Genomic DNA, 17886 nt, shown 5'->3' on the forward strand with positions numbered 1-17886 from the left:
TGATGATATGAATGCTGAACTCATTTCAGTTGGCTCAGAACTTTTATTAGGGCAAATTGTAAACACGAATGCCGTTTACCTTTCGCAGGAGCTCGCTCATCTTGGCATCAACGTGTTTTTTCAATCGACGGTCGGCGATAATAGGCAGCGCTTTTATGAGACGCTGAAGCAGGCGCATGAGCGTGCTGATGTTGTCATCATTACCGGCGGGCTCGGGCCGACGAAGGATGATTTGACAAAAGAAACCGTGGCTGAATTTTTAGGAAAAAAACTCGTCCATGACGAAGAATCGCTCCGTTCGATTGAGGCTTTTTTTGAAAGAAGAAACAGGGTGATGACACCGAACAATCGCAAGCAGGCGCTCGTCGTCGAAGGGAGCAAGGTGCTGGCCAACCATTTCGGGATGGCACCCGGGATGGTGATTACCGTTGATCGAAAAATGATCATTTTGCTGCCTGGGCCACCGAAGGAAATGCAGCCGATGTTCAAAAATGAACTGATCCCTTATTTAGTGAGTGGCTCGGGCGAGCAGGCGGCGATTCAGTCGCGGGTGCTGCGCTTTTTCGATATCGGTGAGTCGCAGCTGGAAACGGAGCTTGAGGATTTGCTTGATGCCCAGACGAACCCGACGATTGCCCCGCTGGCAAGTGAAGGGGAAGTGACATTGCGGCTGACGGTCAAGCATGCCGATCCGGCCGAACGAATCAGATTGCTGGATGAAACAGAGAAAAAAATTACCGACCGCGTCGGCGCCTATTTATACGGCTATGACGAAACATCACTGATCGAGCAGGTTTTTTTGCAATTGCTTGAAAAAAACGCTACGATAGCAGCAGCGGAAAGCCTGACGGGCGGCTTGTTTTCTGGGAGACTGACTGCCTTTCCGGGCTCTTCCAAGGTCGTCAGGGGCGGAAGTGTCGCTTATTCGACGGAAGTGAAGGAAAATGTCCTTGGCGTGTCGAAGAAAGTGATTGACGAGCATGGGGTAATCAGTCACCAATGTGCGCGGGAAATGGCAGCATGCGCCAAAGCACAGTATCAGTCGGATGTCGCGATCAGTTTTACAGGAGTTGCCGGTCCGGGAATGCAGGAAAACAAGGAACCGGGAACGGTTTTTATCGGTCTGGCCGGTCTGACGAAGGAGCCGATCAGCTTTGAGCTGACCCTTGCCGGGGGACGTGAGGCCGTCAGGGACCGGGCGATCAAATATGGATGCTTTTATTTGTTGAACGAATTGAAAAGGTGGAATAAAACAGAATGACGATGTATTTTAATGACTTTCAAATTTCAGACTCAATTAAGCGAGCAATTAAAGACATGGGCTTTGAGGAGCCCTCTCCGATTCAGGAGAAAGCAATCCCTGTGATTTTAGAAGGCGGGGATGTTGTCGGACAGGCTCAAACTGGTACGGGAAAGACGGCGGCATTCGGAATTCCGATTGTCGATAAAGTAACAGATGACCGCTATGTGCAAGCGCTGATTTTAACGCCGACTCGTGAACTGGCGATCCAGGTGTCCGGTGAGCTTCAGAAGCTGTCTGCCTACAAAAACATTCGGACGCTGCCGATATACGGCGGTCAATCGATCGGTCATCAAATCCGCGCGTTGAAGCAGGGAGTCCAGGTCGCGATCGGGACGCCCGGGCGGATTCTCGATCATTTGCGCCGTCAGACATTGAAGCTCGATCAGGTGCATACTGTCGTGCTCGACGAAGCGGATGAAATGCTCGATATGGGTTTTGTTGATGATATTGAAGCGATATTACGCCAGGTGAATAAAGAGCGGCAGACGCTGTTGTTTTCTGCGACGATGCCTCCGGCGATTAAGAAGCTGTCGCGCAAGTATATGAATGCGCCGAAGACGGTTTCCATTAACAAAGGCGAGGTAACGGCGCCTTTAATCAATCAAATGTATTACAAAGTACTTGAGCGTAACAAGATTGATTCTCTCTGCCGGATTATTGACAGCGAGGATGTCGAGCTTGGTATTTTGTTCTGCCGGACGAAAAAAGGTGTGGCCGAGCTGACCGAGGCTCTCCAGGCGAGAGGCTATTTGGCTGACGGTTTACATGGCGACTTAACCCAGCCTCAGCGCGATGCCGTGATGAAAAAATTCCGCGACTCGTCGATTGAATTTTTGATCGCCACAGATGTAGCGGCTCGGGGCATTGACGTCGAGAATGTGACGCATGTCATCAACTACGACATTCCGCAGGACCCGGAAAGCTATGTTCACCGGATCGGCCGTACGGGCCGCGCTGGACGTAAAGGATTGGCGCTGACCCTTGTTACACCGCGGGAAATGAAGCATCTTCGTTCGATTGAACAGGAAATTAAGATGAGCATTCCATCGCAGGACGTGCCAACGATTGAGGATGTTGTCGAAAAGCAGCAAAGCTCATGGAAAAAGCTGATTTCGGATACGATTGCATCAGGCGGAAAAGAAGCCGAGCTGTTTGCCCCGCTCGTTAGCGAAATTTTAGCCGAGCATGCGCCGGAGGAAGTCGTTTCGGCGCTCTTGCGGATGAACTTCTCGACCGATACGTCGGCCGATGAAGCGGGCTACAACTTCGGCGATACCGGAGGCGCAAAAGGCATGATCCGCTTCTTTATCAATGTCGGACGCAATGTCAATATGACGCCGAAAATTCTCGCCGATGAAATTTCCGAGCTTGTCGGCATTCCGGCGAAGGCGGTCGGCAGAATCGATATTTTTGAAAACTTTACTTTTGTGGAAGTGCCGGAAGACGTCGCTCCGTTTGTGTATGAAGCGTTACGCTACTCCCGCATTAATGGCGCCCGCGTTAACCTCGAGCCTGCGAAGCCGCGTCCGAAGCGCGAACGCAAACCATCTCCGGCACCACGCCGCTAAATCGTTTAAACATTATGGCTTCGGGCTTGTCTGAAAAGGGAACGATCCCTTTCGGACAGGCCCCTTTCCCTCTTTCCTCCTCCCTGCTATTTCCAACAGACAAAACCCGAATGAATGTTCGTAAAAACTATTGGCAAATGGGATGAAAAGATGTATGATAGAAAAGAACAAAACATAGATTCGCTTTTTAAGGCTTACCTATATATTTTACTAATGATTAGGAGAGATGGATATGAGTGATCGTAAAGCAGCTCTTGATATGGCATTGCGCCAAATCGAAAAACAATTTGGAAAAGGTTCGATTATGAAGCTCGGCGAACAGACGGACCAGCGCGTGTCGACGGTCTCAAGCGGGGCGCTCGCGCTTGATATCGCCCTCGGGGTGGGCGGTTATCCGAAAGGCCGGGTCATTGAGGTATATGGTCCTGAATCATCAGGTAAAACGACGGTGGCTCTTCACGCGATTGCCGAAATTCAGCGTCAGGGAGGCCAGGCCGCTTTTATCGATGCCGAGCATGCTCTCGACCCGGTTTACGCGCAGAAGCTGGGCGTAAACATTGATGAATTGCTGTTGTCCCAGCCGGATACGGGGGAACAGGCCCTTGAAATTGCCGAGGCGCTCGTGCGAAGCGGAGCGGTTGACATGATCGTAATTGACAGTGTGGCCGCGCTTGTGCCGAAAGCGGAAATTGAAGGCGATATGGGGGACAGCCACGTCGGCTTGCAGGCACGTTTGATGTCCCAGGCGCTGCGGAAGCTGTCCGGAGCGATCAACAAATCAAAGACGATCGCGATTTTTATTAACCAGATCCGTGAGAAGGTCGGCGTCATGTTCGGAAATCCGGAAACGACTCCGGGCGGACGCGCGCTGAAGTTCTATTCCTCCGTCCGGCTTGAGGTGCGACGTGCGGAAACGCTAAAGCAGGGCAATGATATGGTCGGAAACAAAACGAGAATTAAGGTCGTCAAAAACAAAGTGGCTCCTCCTTTCAAGCAGGCCGAGGTTGATATTATGTATGGGGAAGGCATCTCGCGCGAAGGCTCGATTTTAGATATTGCCTCCGAGCTTGATATTGTGCAAAAGAGTGGAGCATGGTACTCTTTTAACGAAGAACGACTCGGACAAGGCCGGGAAAATGCAAAGCAGTTCCTGAAGGAAAATGAAGCGATCATGGAAGAAATTGAAACATTAATTCGCGATCATTACGGCCTGAACGAAGAAATTACAGTGGAGCCTGCCAGCGCGGAAGCTCCTGAGGAAATCCCATTTGATTTGAAATAGGACTGACGGGTTTTGCAAATCTGTCAATCTACTAACAGGGCGTTTTCGGCAACCGGCGGAACAAAAGCTGGTCAGCAGCGGGGAGGAAGGTGTGTGTCCAAAGCCTTTCTTCCCTTTTTGCTCCCTGCTGTAAGCAGTGAAATCGGCAAAGCGAGCAGGGAACGGATTTCCTTTCTGCTCGCTTTGCCGTTTAGATGATGGCGGTAACGGAGTTTAAGACAAAACCAGCTTTGACCTCTTGGCAATGGCGCCCCAATAAGTCCGTTGTGAGAAACCGACGACCGTGACGGTTCAGCACATTGCCCTGTAGAAAAAACAACCTTTTGTCCGAGCCCCTTTCCCGCAGCTTATCCAACAATGGAGGCGTACGATGAAATTTTTATATGTAACCGATACTCATATTCGCGGCACGACGCCGAAAAACCGGCTTGATGTGTATGTCGATACGTTGAAAGCGAAGCTCGAAGAAGTCGTGGAGCTGGCGAATCGTGAACAGGTCGATGTCTTGCTTCATGGCGGGGATGTCTTTGACCGGCCCGATTTGGCGCCGAATGTTGTCGGCCAGTTTGCCAAGATTTTCATGAAGGCGGCGATGCCGACATATGTCGTAGCCGGAAATCATGACACGTTCGGTCACAATCCTGAAACGATTTCGCGGACGATGCTCGGCTTGATGGATTCCTTCGGCGTGATGAAAATCATTCATCCCGGTCAGCCGGTACTGGTTGAAAAAAACGGAGTGAAAGTCCAGATCAGCGGTCAGCCTTACCATTATGATCTCGACCAGCGCGATCCAAAGCTTGATTATTACCCGGTTAATGAAACAGAGGCCGATGTTCTCGTCCACATCGTCCATAGCATGCTCGTCGAAAAGGCGTTGCCTGAAGGCATTCCACATACGCTGATCGACCATATTTGGGGAACGACGGCTGATATCATTTTGACCGGACATTTTCACAGCGGCTTTGGGATCAAGGAGCGAAACGGCAAATATATGTGCAACCCGGGTGCGCTGTCGCGTGTTAACAACCACTGGACCGAAATTAGCCGGATGCCGAAGGTTGTGCTCGGGACGATTTCCAGCCAAGGCATTTCGCTTGAAGAGCGCGAGGTAACCGTTGCCCAAAAAGGAGAAGAGGTGCTTGACCGCTCGTTTCTCGAAAAGGCGGTTCATCAGGAAGAACGGCTACACAGCTTTGTCCAGCAGGTGAAGGAAACCTCACAGTTTCAAACACTGAATATGAGCGCGATCATTCAGGATATCGCTTCACTGAAGAACGTCGAAGAGAACGTGAAGCAGGAAGCGCTGCGAAGAATGACGAAGGTAGAAGAAGGATGGAAGGACGGGGAATATGGCTAATATTCACTCAGTACGTCTGGAAAATTTCCAGTCACATTTAGACACATATCTCGAATTTGATGCTGGGTTGAATGTTCTTGTCGGCCAGTCCGACAGCGGGAAGACGGCGATTCTGAGAGGGATTCGCTGGGCGCTGTACAATCAGCCGCGCGGGAGCGATTTTATCCGCGTTGGCGCTGATTTTGTCCGGGTGACCGTCAGCTTTGACCATGGCACAACGATCATTCGCGAAAGAACATCATCGAAAAACCGCTATACGATACAAAAGGCCGGTGAGGAGGATTTGATCCTCGAAGGGTTTGGCATCCACGTCCCCGAAGAGGTGCTCGAAGCACACGGAATGGGAGCGATGCGGATTGACCACGACCATGAACTGATGCTCCATCTTTCCCAGCAGTTAGATGGACCCTTTTTGCTTGAACAGACCAATACCGTTCGGGCGAAAGCGCTTGGCAGGATCAGTGGCGCCCATTTTCTCGACATGGCGATTCGCGATACATCGAAGGACCTTTCCCAGCTCAGGCAGCAATTGAAGCAGGAGGAACAGCTAATCGAAAAGCTGGAGGGAGAGCTTGAGCCGTACCAGTCGCTCCCGGCAATGAAGGAGCAGCTCGATCAAACGGAACAAAGGATGCAGGCGATCAAAGCAAAGCTGCAAAAAAAAGAGCAGCTTGAACGGCTGCGTCAGCAGCAGCAACGGCTTCAACTTGAACAGGAAGCGGTCGCCAGACGTCTGGAGCTTGTTAAACCGGCCGAACAGTGGCAGCAGGCATGGCAGGTGCTTTCAAGCTCGCGTCAGCAGCTTGTTCAGTTTCAGCATTTGCAGGCAAGATGGCAGGAGATGCGCAAAGCGAGTGAAGTGTGCCGCGTCTGGATCGAAAAAACAGCAACTATCCAGCAGGCTAGCGAGAAGCATGGCATCGTCCTGGGCGAGGTCGAGCGCCTGCGTGCGTTGAAAAAAATCGCTCAGCTTTTTCAGCGCCTGCGGCAGGAAGAAGAGCAAGAATTAGGGAAAGTAAAGCAAACGGCGTTCAGCAGCGAGGTCGACGAGGCGACGATTGATCGTATCGCCGGCAGGCAGCAGCGGCTCGCCCAGCTGCAAAGGCTCAGACAGCAGGTTACGGCCTACGAAACGCAGCAGCAGAAGCTGTCCGGGCTGCTTGAGACGCTGCCGCAGCTTGACAGCATGACCGGTCGGCAGGAAGCGGTCGCCGAACAGCATATGAGGCTTGAACAACTTAGGCAGCTGCATGGGCGGCTGAAAGAGTGCAGCGAACGGATTAAGGAAGGGCGACGTTTTATTGCTTCGCAGCAAGCCGAAGAGGAGCAGGCTGAGGAGCGCTGGCGCAAGCATTTGCTTGAGGTTGGAACATGTCCGACTTGCGGACAGTCAATCTGCGGCCATACGAAATCGGAATAAAAGGGTGATTCTATGACAATCGAACAACAACTGGCACAAATGAAAAAAGCGATCGATAAGGCGCGCGATATGCGCTACCGTGCCGAAGCGAAGCTGGAAGAGCTGGAACATCAGAAAAGCCGTCTTCTGGCCGAGCTGGAGGAGCTCGGGGTTAAGCCGGAGGAGCTGGAACAGGAGATTCAGCGGCTGGAGCAGGAAATCGACAGGTCGCTGGCTGAGACATGGGAGCTGATTCCAAAGGAACTGGTTGAGCATGAGTGAGCTCGAGCAACGCCTCGCCAGGCTTGAAAAGCGGCATAAGCAGGCGTACGATCAATGGACGAGACTCGATGCCGAGCGTGCGTTGCTGGAAGAGCAGATAAAAGCGAGGCAGAAGGAGCTCGATGGTTATTTGGAAACGATTGATACATATGAAAAGGCGCGCGTCCTGTTGCAGCAGTCGGCCGAGTATGCGAGGGAGCAGGCCAAACAGCAGATTGAAACACTGGTCACGAACGCGCTCCAGTATGTGTTCGGGCCGCTCTTTTCCTTCCAAATTGAGCTGGAGGAGCATGGAAGCAAGGCGGTGGCCGAATTTTACGTTGTCTCGGAATATGAAGGGGTCAAGGTGAAAACGAGACCACAGGATTCCCGCGGCGGTGGCGTCGTTGATATCGTCACGCTCGCTTTACGCGTCGCTTTGCTTGAAACGGTTCAGCCGAAACGGTCAGGCTCTCTTTTACTCGATGAGCCGGGCAAGCATGTTTCGGGTGAATATGTCCTTTATTTATACGAATTCTTAAAATCATTGAGCACGATGTTTAAGCGGCAGATTATTATGATTACGCATAACTATCACCTCGCCCAGTCCGGTGACAAAGCGTACGAGGTGGCGATTCATGACGGAATCAGCGCAGCCGCTGAAATTGACAACACTTGACATTGGACAGGGTGGGCTATAAAATTAAGTGGAATGCGGTAAATTTTTTGTGTCATATTTATCTTTTCCGCGATCATGTCTACATGTTCTAACGTTTTTAATTAATGAAAGTATGACAAATTTGGAACCCAACAATTAGATAGCAAGGGGAGGTGAAAGAGTATGGATTATATATGGCTCATCTCCATTTTGCTTGTTGTCTCTGCAGGTAGTGCAGTTGTTGGATATCTTGTTCGAAAATCCATTGCTGAAGCAAAGATTTCCAGTGCGGAACATGCAGCAAAACAAATTGTTGATGATGCGAAGCGAGATGCTGAGGCGAGTAAGAAGGAAGCGCTCTTAGAAATCAAGGATGAGGCGCACCGTGCTCGGACCGAAGCAGAACGTGAGGTTCGTGAACGAAGAAATGAGATTCAAAAACAAGAGAATCGTTTGGTACAAAAAGAAGAGATTCTTGACCGGAAGAGTGAAACCTTAGATAAGAAAGAAGAGTCTTTGGAAAAAAGGGAGGAATCTCTCACCAAAAAACAACGACAAATTGAAGAGATGAATAGCAAAGTGGAGGAAATCTTGGCCAAGCAGCAAGCTGAGCTTGAGCGTATTTCTGGATTTTCTCGCGAAGAAGCACGCACCGCGATTCGTCACGAAGTTGAACAGGAGCTTGCGCACGAAACGGCTTTGCTTGTGAAGGAACGGTTTACACAGGCGAAGGAAGAAGCTGATAAAAAGGCGAAAGAAATCCTGTCCCTGGCCATTCAACGCTGTTCGGCCGATCATGTCGCTGAAACGACTGTATCGGTTGTGACATTGCCGAATGACGAAATGAAGGGCCGGATTATTGGACGGGAAGGCAGAAATATCCGTGCGTTAGAGACATTAACGGGGATTGATCTGATCATTGATGATACGCCGGAAGCTGTTATTTTATCCGGTTTTGATCCAATTCGCCGTGAAATTGCTCGTACAGCTCTTGAAAAGCTCGTGCAGGATGGTCGGATTCATCCGGCCCGAATTGAAGAAATGGTCGATAAATCACGGCGTGAAGTCGATGAAGCGATTCGTGAGTATGGAGAGCAGGCAACCTTTGAAATGGGGATTCTTGGCTTGCATCCTGACCTGATCAAAATTCTTGGCCGTCTGAAATTCCGTACAAGTTACGGACAAAACGTGCTGAAGCATTCAATGGAAGTCGCTTATTTAACAGGACTGATGGCTGCTGAGCTTGGCGAAGATGTGAAGCTGGCAAGAAGAGCTGGTTTGCTTCATGATATCGGAAAAGCAATTGATCATGAGGTGGAAGGAAGCCATGTTGAGATTGGCGTCGAGCTGGGGACGAAGTACAAGGAGCATCCTGTCGTCATTAATTCGATCGCTTCCCACCATGGTGATACGGAAGCAACTTCGATTATTGCCACTCTTGTAGCCGCAGCGGATGCCTTATCTGCCGCACGTCCTGGTGCGCGAAGAGAAACGTTGGAAACGTATATTCGCCGCTTAGAGAAGCTGGAAGAGATCTCGGAATCGTTTGAAGGTGTAGAGAAGACATATGCGATTCAGGCAGGTCGTGAAGTACGGATCATGGTTCGTCCTGATGTGGTCGATGATACCCTTGCGCATAAACTTGCCAGAGATATTACGAAGAAAATTGAAGATGAACTTGAGTATCCGGGTCACATCCGAGTCACTGTTATTCGGGAAACACGGGCTGTCGAGTATGCAAAATAAAGTGGCGGGTTTTCGCCACTTTATTTATTTAACGGGTCAAATTGGACAGTTGCACCTTATTCTAAAAAAAATCCCGTTTGAAAAGCCGCTTAACAAATCATACTAAGAGCGAAATGAAATGACTGGAGTTAACGATATGCGAATTTTATTTATAGGTGATGTGGTCGGTTCGCCGGGTCGCAAGATGATCAAGGAATACACGATGAAGCTGAAGCAGGCATACAAGCCGACGATTACAATTATTAATGGTGAAAACGCCGCTTCCGGAAAAGGAATTACGGAGAAAATTTACAAAGGGTTTCTTGATGCGGGCGCCCAGGTCGTGACGCTCGGGAATCACTCATGGGACAATAAAGAAATCTTTTCCTTTATTGATGAAGCGAAAGCGTTAATCCGTCCAGCTAACTATCCGGAAGGAACACCGGGGAAAGGCTACACCCTCGTCAAAGTGAATCAGCTGGAGATTGCCGTTATCAATGCGATGGGACGGACCTTTTTACCGGCGATCGACTGTCCGTTTCGTAAGCTCGACGATATTTTGGCAGAGGTGCGGAAGCGGACCCCGTATATTTTCGTTGATTTTCATGCTGAAGCGACAAGTGAGAAGCAGGCGATGGGCTGGTATCTTGATGGCCGTGTCTCGGCTGTCGTCGGCACGCATACCCATGTGCAAACAGCTGATGAGCGGATTTTGCCGAAGGGAACCGCTTATTTGACCGATGTCGGGATGACCGGACCCTATGATGGTATCCTTGGGGTTGAAAAAGAACCGGTGCTGAAAAAATTTTTAACGACGCTGCCTGTCAGGTTTGAAGTGGCCGCAGGTCGGGAACAATTAAATGGAGTAGTGATTGATATTGACGCCAAGACCGGATTGGCGACAGCAATCAAACGGATCCAAATTAACGATGATCATCCATTTTATACGTAGCAAGGTCAGTCTTCCAAATTAATTTACTCTATTAGGCATATGGGCTGTGATGTTGAAATAAGATGAAGTAGAACTCACATCTTGTACGATTGACGAATGCTGGTTGGCATAGACAATCAATTCAGGGACAACCCACTTTTGTTAACAGAGGAGGTACTAGGAATGGAAGTCTTAAAAGTTTCAGCAAAATCAACCCCTAACTCTGTTGCCGGGGCACTCGCAGGAGTTATTCGTGAACGGGGCGCAGCGGAAATACAGGCCATTGGCGCCGGTGCTTTAAACCAATCGATCAAAGCGATCGCGATTGCCCGTGGCTTCGTGGCTCCAAGCGGCATTGACCTTGTTTGCATCCCAGCGTTTACGGATATTCAGATAGAGGGTGAAGAACGGACAGCGATGAAGCTGATTGTGGAACCGAGATAGGCATACAGGGGCGGACGTCCAAGCAGCATTTGCGGTTACAGCCGCTGTTTGATCTGCTTTGAGATGGTTTGAAAGATCATGCCGGTTAAGAGGCTGGGCAAAAGGTGAAAACAACCTTTTGCCCAGCCTCTTTTTTTGAAAGAGAATAAAAATTTTCGGGCGGCTTCGCGCGTTACGCGGCCGTCTGAAAGAACCCCGCTTTCAGACGACCTTGCATGATTGTAACGGCTCCGCACGCCGCTTCTAAAAAAGCAGCTCTGCGCTTTTTAAATGCGAAGCTTCCCGGCGAACCGTTATGGGGAACAAAAGCCTTGCTTTTTCAGATGAGAAGGACTATCATAATAGCGTTTAAGAGTCTTTATTTCGTCAAAATGGTAGTAATTCTAGTAAAATACTCGGAAATGTGCTAAGCTAATAGTATTTCCTAAGCGCTCAGCATAGAGCGATGAGACGTGATTAAGGGGTGGATAGAGTGAGAGAGCAGTTATCATGGAAAGTTGGGGGCCAGCAGGGTGAAGGGATCGAAAGCACCGGGGAAATCTTTGCCTCGGCATTAAACCGCCTTGGCTATTATTTATACGGGTATCGTCACTTCTCTTCCCGAATTAAGGGAGGACATACGAACAATAAGATTCGTGTCAGCACGAGTCCGTTAAATTCGATTTCAGACGATCTTCATATTCTTGTCGCCTTTGATCAGGAAACAATTGACGTGAATATTCATGAGTTGGCAGCAGACGGGATTGTAATCGCCGATTCGAAATTCAATCCTGCTGTGACAGAGGGCTATGATGTTCAGCTTTTTGCCGTACCGTTTACGGAAATTGCAACAGAACTCGGCACATCTTTAATGAAAAACATGGTTGCCGTCGGTGCGACGAGTGCGATTCTCGGGCTCGCCCCATCTCACTACCAGGAAGTGGTCGAGGATATCTTTTTAAGGAAAGGCGCTTCCGTTGTGGAAAAGAATATGGAGGCAATTAAGGCCGGAGCCGACTATTTCCGCAACGAAGCGGGAGCCAAGATGCCTGATCTTGAGCTTGCTGAAGCGGATGGCAAGAAGCGGATGTTCATGATCGGAAACGATGCGATCGGCTTAGGCGCGGTGACAGCGGGAAGCCGTTTTATGGCTGCTTATCCGATTACCCCTGCTTCAGAAATTATGGAATATATGATTAAAAAGCTGCCTGAATTCGGCGGGACGGTTATCCAGACGGAGGATGAAATTGCAGCATGTACGATGGCGATCGGCGCCAACTATGCCGGTGTCCGCGCTTTCACTGCTTCAGCCGGTCCGGGCTTGTCGCTGATGGCGGAAGCAATCGGTCTTTCCGGGATGACCGAACAGCCTCTTGTCATTATTGACACGCAGCGCGGAGGACCGAGTACGGGCTTGCCGACAAAGCAGGAGCAATCCGATTTAATGGCGATGATTTACAGTACACACGGCGACATTCCGAAAATTGTCATTACACCAAGTACGGTGGAAGAAGCGTTCTATGATACGGTCGAAGCATTTAACCTGGCGGAGGAATATCAGTGTCCGGTTATTTTAGTGACCGACCTCGCGCTGTCACTTGGAAAGCAGACGGTCGAACCGCTTGACTTCAGCAAGGTCGAGATCCGCCGTGGCGCACTCCAGACGGATGAGATACCGGCGCGCGAAGATAAAGAATATTATAAACGGTATGAAGTAACGGAATCAGGTGTTTCTCCGCGCGTGCTTCCAGGCACGAAAAACGGGATTCACCATGTGACAGGGGTGGAGCACGATGAAACCGGGAAGCCGTCGGAAAGTCCTGTCAACCGTCAAGCTCAAATGGATAAGCGTTTGAGAAAGCTCAGCAATCTTGAGGCGACGTTCAAGCAGCCGCTTTTCGTTCATGCCGAGCATGAGGAAGCAGACCTGCTCGTGATCGGGGTCAACTCGACCAGGGGAACAATTGAAGAAGCAATGCCGCGCCTTGAAGCGGACGGGATCAAGGTCAATCATGTCCATATCCGCCTGCTCCATCCATTCCCGACAGAGGCACTTAAGCCTCATATTGACCGGGCGAAAAAGGTCGTTGTCGTCGAAAACAACGCGACGGCGCAGCTTGCGAATATTATCAAAATGAATGTGAACAGCGTTCAAATAGAAAATGTCCTGAAGTACGACGGAAATCCGTTTTTGCCGAACGAATTATATCAAGCATGCAAGGAGTTGGTCTAAATGGCAACATTTAAAGATTTTCGCAATAAAGTGAAGCCAAACTGGTGCCCGGGTTGTGGCGATTTTTCGGTCCAGGCAGCGATCCAGCGCGCAGCGGGAAATGTCGGTTTAGAGCCAGACGACCTTGCAGTGATTTCGGGAATCGGATGCTCCGGACGGATTTCAGGCTATATTAATTCGTATGGCTTTCATGGGGTTCATGGTCGTGTCTTGCCGATCGCCCAAGGGGTGAAAATGGCCAACCGCGATTTGACAGTTATTGCTTCAGGCGGAGACGGGGACGGCTTTGCGATTGGTATGGGGCATACCGTCCATGCGATTCGCCGCAATATCGACATCACCTACATCGTGATGGACAATCAAATTTATGGATTAACGAAGGGACAAACGTCACCGCGAAGCGACGTTGGCTTCAAAACAAAGAGTACGCCGGGCGGTTCGGTTGAATCGGCGCTTAATGTAATGGAAATGGCGTTAACAGCAGGAGCAACCTTCGTCGCGCAAAGCTTTTCCAGCGATCTGAAGGAATTGACGGCATTGATTGAACAGGGGATTGCTCATAAAGGCTTCTCATTAATTAATGTCTTCAGCCCATGTGTGACGTTCAATAAAGTAAACACATATGACTGGTTTAAGGAAAACATTACAAAGCTTGCCGATGTCGAGAATTACGATCCGGCCAACCGGATGACGGCGATGCAAACATTGATGGAGCACAACGGTCTAGTAACCGGCTTAATTTATCAAAACAAAGAGCAGCCTTCTTACCAGGAGTTGATCTCCGGCTATGATGAACAGCCGCTGGCAAGCCAGGATCTACAATTAGATGAGGCGAAATTCAATGAAATGATGGCTGAGTTTATGTAAAAACATCCAGGTCGTTCCGGGGAAGGGTCCCGTGGAACGGCCTTTTTTCCTTCCTGTTCCGGAAGAAACGGATGAAGGCCGTTTGAAAGGTCTATTAAAGGAAAAAATTTACTTTCACGACATCTCCAAATAACTTTTATTGTTTGCAGCGGACAAAAAGTTTATAATTATTTATTGTATGATTTGCTTGAAAGGAGCTTTGGAATGAATGAAGACCAACGATTAGGACACGTAACAAATGCAGACAAAGAAGCGGCTACGCAGGACTTAAAATCCTCTGGCAGTAGCCAAAAGGATTACAGCAAATACTTTGATTTCAGCAATGTAAAAGTGGAAATGATGACAGATGGAAAGCAAAAGCTGCGGATTAAAGGCCGGGAGATCGTCATCAATGAGCAGCCGGATTACAAGCAGGGAAAAAGAAGAGGGAAGCAGGAAACACAGGTACTGCGACCGGACAGTCTTATTCCCGAGGATATGAAGCAGATCGGAGCCGGAAAGACATTTTTAATCCGGACATACGGCTGTCAAATGAACACGCATGACTCGGAAAATATGGCCGGTTTGCTTCAGGAAATGGGCTTCACAGCGACGGAGGAAGCAGCTGATGCCGACGTGATTTTGCTGAATACATGTGCGATTCGCGAAAACGCGGAAAATAAAGTGTTTGGTGAAATCGGACATTTAAAGGCATTAAAAAAAGAAAGACCGGAGCTGATTCTCGGCGTCTGCGGCTGCATGTCGCAGGAGGAAAATGTCGTCAATCAAATCATGCAGAAGCATCAGCATATCGACATGATCTTCGGCACCCATAATATTCACCGTTTGCCGGAATTGCTGCGCAATGCCCTTTATGGCAAGGAAATGGTGATTGAAGTTTGGTCGAAGGAAGGCGACATCGTCGAGAATATGCCGCGGGTCCGCCAGGGAAAAACACAGGCATGGGTCAATATTATGTACGGCTGTGATAAGTTTTGCACGTACTGTATCGTCCCTTATACACGCGGGAAGGAACGGAGCCGCCTGCCGGAAGACATTATCGCGGAAGTGCGCGATTTAGCCCGCCAAGGCTATAAAGAAATTACGCTGCTCGGACAAAATGTAAATGCGTACGGTAAGGACCTTGAAGGACGTAACTATGGTCTCGGGCATTTAATGGATGAGATCCATAAAATCGATATCCCGCGCGTGCGCTTTACAACAAGTCATCCGCGTGACTTTGACGACCATTTGATTAACGTGCTTGCCAAAGGCGGCAACCTCGTTGAGCATATTCACCTTCCTGTGCAGCACGGAAATTCTGAGATTTTAAAGCTGATGGCGCGCAAGTATACGCGTGAGCAGTATGTTGAGCTCGCTCATAAAATCAAAATGGCAATCCCGAATGCTTCTTTCACAACGGACTTAATCGTCGGCTTCCCGAACGAAACCGAGGAGCAGTTTGAGGATACATTGTCACTCGTGCGCGAGATTCAATTCGACAGCGCCTACACGTATATTTACTCGCCGCGGGAAGGAACGCCGGCAGCGAAAATGAAGGACAATGTACCGATGGAAGTAAAACGGGAACGGCTGGCCCGCTTAAATGCGCTCGTCAACGAAATTTCAGCGAAGAAGAACCTCGCCTATCAGGATCAGGTCGTCGAGGTGCTCGTTGAAGGGGAAAGCAAGAAGAACCCTGATGTGCTGGCGGGCCGCACGAGAACGAACCGCTTAGTGAACTTTAAAGCGCCGAAATCTTATATCGGGGAAATTGTGCATGTGAAAGTGACGGAAGCAAAAACGTGGTCACTTGACGGAGAAATGGTTGAATTAGCGGAGGTAAAAGGATCATGACAAAATCAGCAATGTATACGCGTGAGGACATTCGACTACGGGCGAAAGAATTAGCGAAAATGATGGCGGAAACAGAAGAAGTAGATTTTTTCAAACGGGCTGAAAAGCAAATTAATGAGCATCTGCGCGTGCAGGAGTTGATCGCCCAAATTAAAAAGCTGCAAAAGGAAGCGGTCAATCTCCAGCATTATGGCAAGTCCGAAGCATTAAAAGAAGTGGAAGCGAAAATTGATGCCTTGCATGAAGAAGTCGATGCGATTCCACTCGTGCAGGAATTTAAGCGCAGTCAGCTTGAAGTAAACAGCCTGTTACAAATGGTATCGAACACGATTTCAAAAGCGGTGACCGAAGAAATTATTACGTCAATGGGCGGAGATGTGTTAAAAGGAACAACAACGAAAAGCCCGTATTTTGATGGCGGCTGCCAATCATAAAACGGAAAAAAGGGTGAAGGCAAAACTGATTAGCATCTGACAGCGAAGGCTTCACTCATAAGGCTTATACATCTGGCAGTGAGGCTGGGCAAAGGGAAAATGCAACCTTTGACCTGGCCTCTTTTTCGTCTTTTCGACTTTCTCGAAAAAAATTTTTAGTAGGTGTAAAAAACGCGCTTTAACAGGGATGGAATCGGGAATGAGAGATATAGAGAGGAAAGGAGAGATCATATACAATGCAGCAGTATAAAGTGATTTTTTCATTAGTAAATGGTAAAAAACAAACAGCCTATTTCACCGAAAATCCGATATCGCGCGTCAATGACTGGATTGAACGCAACGACTGCGTCTGGGTTAGACTCGAGGATATGCGACTGAACCTCCAGCATGTCGTCACGATCCAGGTCGGCAAATTGGCGGAGGCGAATGAACGGCCGGAAGAGGAGGAAGTCGTCGAATGGCTGTAGCTGGCTGAAAAGAGAGTACAATGAACCGGTAAACGAGCGGGATGGGGCGCGCGGCTACGTTCTGGAAGGAATGAGATTGTAGCCGTTACGCAACCTCACCCGCCGTTTTGGCAGGATATCTGAAAACGAAGCGTTTTTCACCGACTGAACCGAGCCTGAGACAAAAGGGTGATGAAAACCTTTTTGCTTCAGGCTCTCTTTGTCTTTTTTCTGTACTAAACCCCACGCTCAAGGCATATCGTGTTACAGATAGGATTTTGTTTTCATGATCTAGATTCATGCACATTGGTTATTCGCCCTGCATAGGATGACAGTGAAGATTTTGACGAACCGCTTAGGCGTAAGCCGTGCCGTGCGTATGACGATGATATGAGAAAGAGGAGGGTTTAGTTTCATGTCTCAGACAGAAAATGGGTTTAACTATCGTGAGATTATTACAAAAGCGGTATGTGGAAAGGGTCGTAAATTCTCTGAAACGACTCATACGATTACCCCTGCACATAAACCGTCAAGCATTCTTGGTTGCTGGATCATTAACCATAAATACAGTGCTGAGAAGAAAGGTGAAAACGTAGAGGTGAAAGGCAGCTACGATATCAATGTGTGGTTTTCCTATAATAAGAATACAAAGACGGATGTCGCCACACAGACGGTCACGTATACAGATGCCATTGCACTTTCAATGAGAGATGAGAACGTATTATCAGCGGAGATGGACGTGATTGCCCGCGCCGTTCAACAGCCAAATACACTGGAAGCGACGATTTCGAAAAACGGAGCCAATGTTGAGGTGCAGGTCGAGCGGGAATTTATCGTCGAATGTATCGGGGAAACAAAGGTGGCTGTAGCGGTCAATCCGGACGGACTGCTTGAAGAGTTTACCGAAGAGGACTACGTCGACGAAGTGAGCGACGAGGAATACGAGAACCTCGACCCGAACTTTCTCCATAAGGAATTTGAAAATTAGTCTAACGGACTGACTCAAAAGTCGACGAACTTGAGTCAGTTCTTTTTGTAAAAAGAAAACCCTAGGCTAGGCCTAGGGTTCCGGAAAGCTTCCAGCGAGGTATGAAAAAAACTCCTTCGTGATGCTACGATATATGTGGTTCGCCAACCAATATATCAAGCAAATGGAGGAG

General features: G+C 49.0%; 16 protein-coding genes. All 16 read left to right on the plus strand.

The annotated features are described in order from the left end of the window. Positions 1-7 precede the first annotated feature (7 nt). The 16 genes from M3212_RS01810 (at position 8) to M3212_RS01885 (ending at position 17714) form a co-directional block, all read left to right on the plus strand. A complete protein-coding gene (locus M3212_RS01810) occupies positions 8-1261 on the plus strand; it encodes a competence/damage-inducible protein A (protein WP_251192210.1) in 1254 nt (417 codons plus the stop codon). Beyond that, positions 1258-2871, plus strand: coding sequence for a DEAD/DEAH box helicase (locus M3212_RS01815; RefSeq protein WP_251192211.1), 1614 nt, complete (start codon positions 1258-1260; stop codon positions 2869-2871). Before M3212_RS01810 ends, M3212_RS01815 begins: the two co-directional genes overlap by 4 nt. A gap of 232 nt (positions 2872-3103) precedes the next feature. After that, entirely contained in the window at positions 3104-4153 is a 1050-nt protein-coding gene (gene recA, locus M3212_RS01820; protein ID WP_251192212.1) for a recombinase RecA, read from the plus strand. A 370-nt stretch (positions 4154-4523) separates the two neighbouring features. Then, positions 4524-5513: a metallophosphoesterase family protein gene (locus M3212_RS01825; protein WP_251192213.1), complete on the plus strand. Its 990-nt coding sequence runs from the start codon at positions 4524-4526 to the stop codon at positions 5511-5513. Beyond that, complete coding sequence (locus M3212_RS01830) at positions 5506-6933, plus strand: AAA family ATPase (protein WP_251192214.1); 1428 nt, start codon at positions 5506-5508, stop codon at positions 6931-6933. The genes M3212_RS01825 and M3212_RS01830 overlap by 8 nt, the downstream gene beginning before the upstream one ends. A 12-nt stretch (positions 6934-6945) precedes the next feature. Further along, positions 6946-7194: a hypothetical protein gene (locus M3212_RS01835; protein ID WP_251192215.1), complete on the plus strand. Its 249-nt coding sequence runs from the start codon at positions 6946-6948 to the stop codon at positions 7192-7194. Next, a complete protein-coding gene (locus M3212_RS01840; protein WP_251192216.1) occupies positions 7187-7852 on the plus strand; it encodes an ATP-binding protein in 666 nt (221 codons plus the stop codon). The genes M3212_RS01835 and M3212_RS01840 overlap by 8 nt, the downstream gene beginning before the upstream one ends. Positions 7853-8014: 162 nt before the next feature. Then, the gene (rny, locus tag M3212_RS01845) at positions 8015-9577 is read left to right on the plus strand and encodes a ribonuclease Y (protein WP_251192217.1); all 1563 of its coding nucleotides are present in this window, start codon (positions 8015-8017) and stop codon (positions 9575-9577) included. A 136-nt stretch (positions 9578-9713) separates the two neighbouring features. Further along, entirely contained in the window at positions 9714-10508 is a 795-nt protein-coding gene (locus M3212_RS01850; RefSeq protein WP_251192218.1) for a TIGR00282 family metallophosphoesterase, read from the plus strand. 162 nt (positions 10509-10670) lie between these two features. After that, a complete protein-coding gene (locus M3212_RS01855) occupies positions 10671-10931 on the plus strand; it encodes a stage V sporulation protein S (protein ID WP_251192219.1) in 261 nt (86 codons plus the stop codon). 472 nt (positions 10932-11403) lie between these two features. Further along, positions 11404-13143 carry a 2-oxoacid:acceptor oxidoreductase subunit alpha gene (locus M3212_RS01860; protein ID WP_251192220.1) on the plus strand — a complete coding sequence of 580 codons (1740 nt, stop codon included), beginning with the start codon at positions 11404-11406 and terminating at the stop codon, positions 13141-13143. Further along, on the plus strand, positions 13144-14010 hold the full coding sequence (locus tag M3212_RS01865; RefSeq protein WP_251192221.1) for a 2-oxoacid:ferredoxin oxidoreductase subunit beta: 867 nt from the start codon (positions 13144-13146) through the stop codon (positions 14008-14010). A 204-nt stretch (positions 14011-14214) separates the two neighbouring features. Beyond that, positions 14215-15846, plus strand: coding sequence for a tRNA (N6-isopentenyl adenosine(37)-C2)-methylthiotransferase MiaB (gene miaB, locus M3212_RS01870; RefSeq protein WP_251192222.1), 1632 nt, complete (start codon positions 14215-14217; stop codon positions 15844-15846). Further along, a complete protein-coding gene (locus tag M3212_RS01875) occupies positions 15843-16280 on the plus strand; it encodes a RicAFT regulatory complex protein RicA family protein (protein WP_251192223.1) in 438 nt (145 codons plus the stop codon). The genes miaB and M3212_RS01875 overlap by 4 nt, the downstream gene beginning before the upstream one ends. 236 nt (positions 16281-16516) lie before the next feature. Beyond that, positions 16517-16747, plus strand: a complete 231-nt coding sequence (locus M3212_RS01880) for a hypothetical protein (protein WP_251192224.1) — start codon at positions 16517-16519, stop codon at positions 16745-16747. Between the two features lie 394 nt (positions 16748-17141). Next, positions 17142-17714: an outer spore coat protein CotE gene (locus tag M3212_RS01885; RefSeq protein ID WP_251192225.1), complete on the plus strand. Its 573-nt coding sequence runs from the start codon at positions 17142-17144 to the stop codon at positions 17712-17714. Positions 17715-17886: the final 172 nt, after the last annotated feature.

This window comes from Halalkalibacter oceani (genome assembly GCF_023715705.1).
Taxonomy (GTDB): domain Bacteria; phylum Bacillota; class Bacilli; order Bacillales; family Bacillaceae_D; genus Halalkalibacter; species Halalkalibacter oceani_A.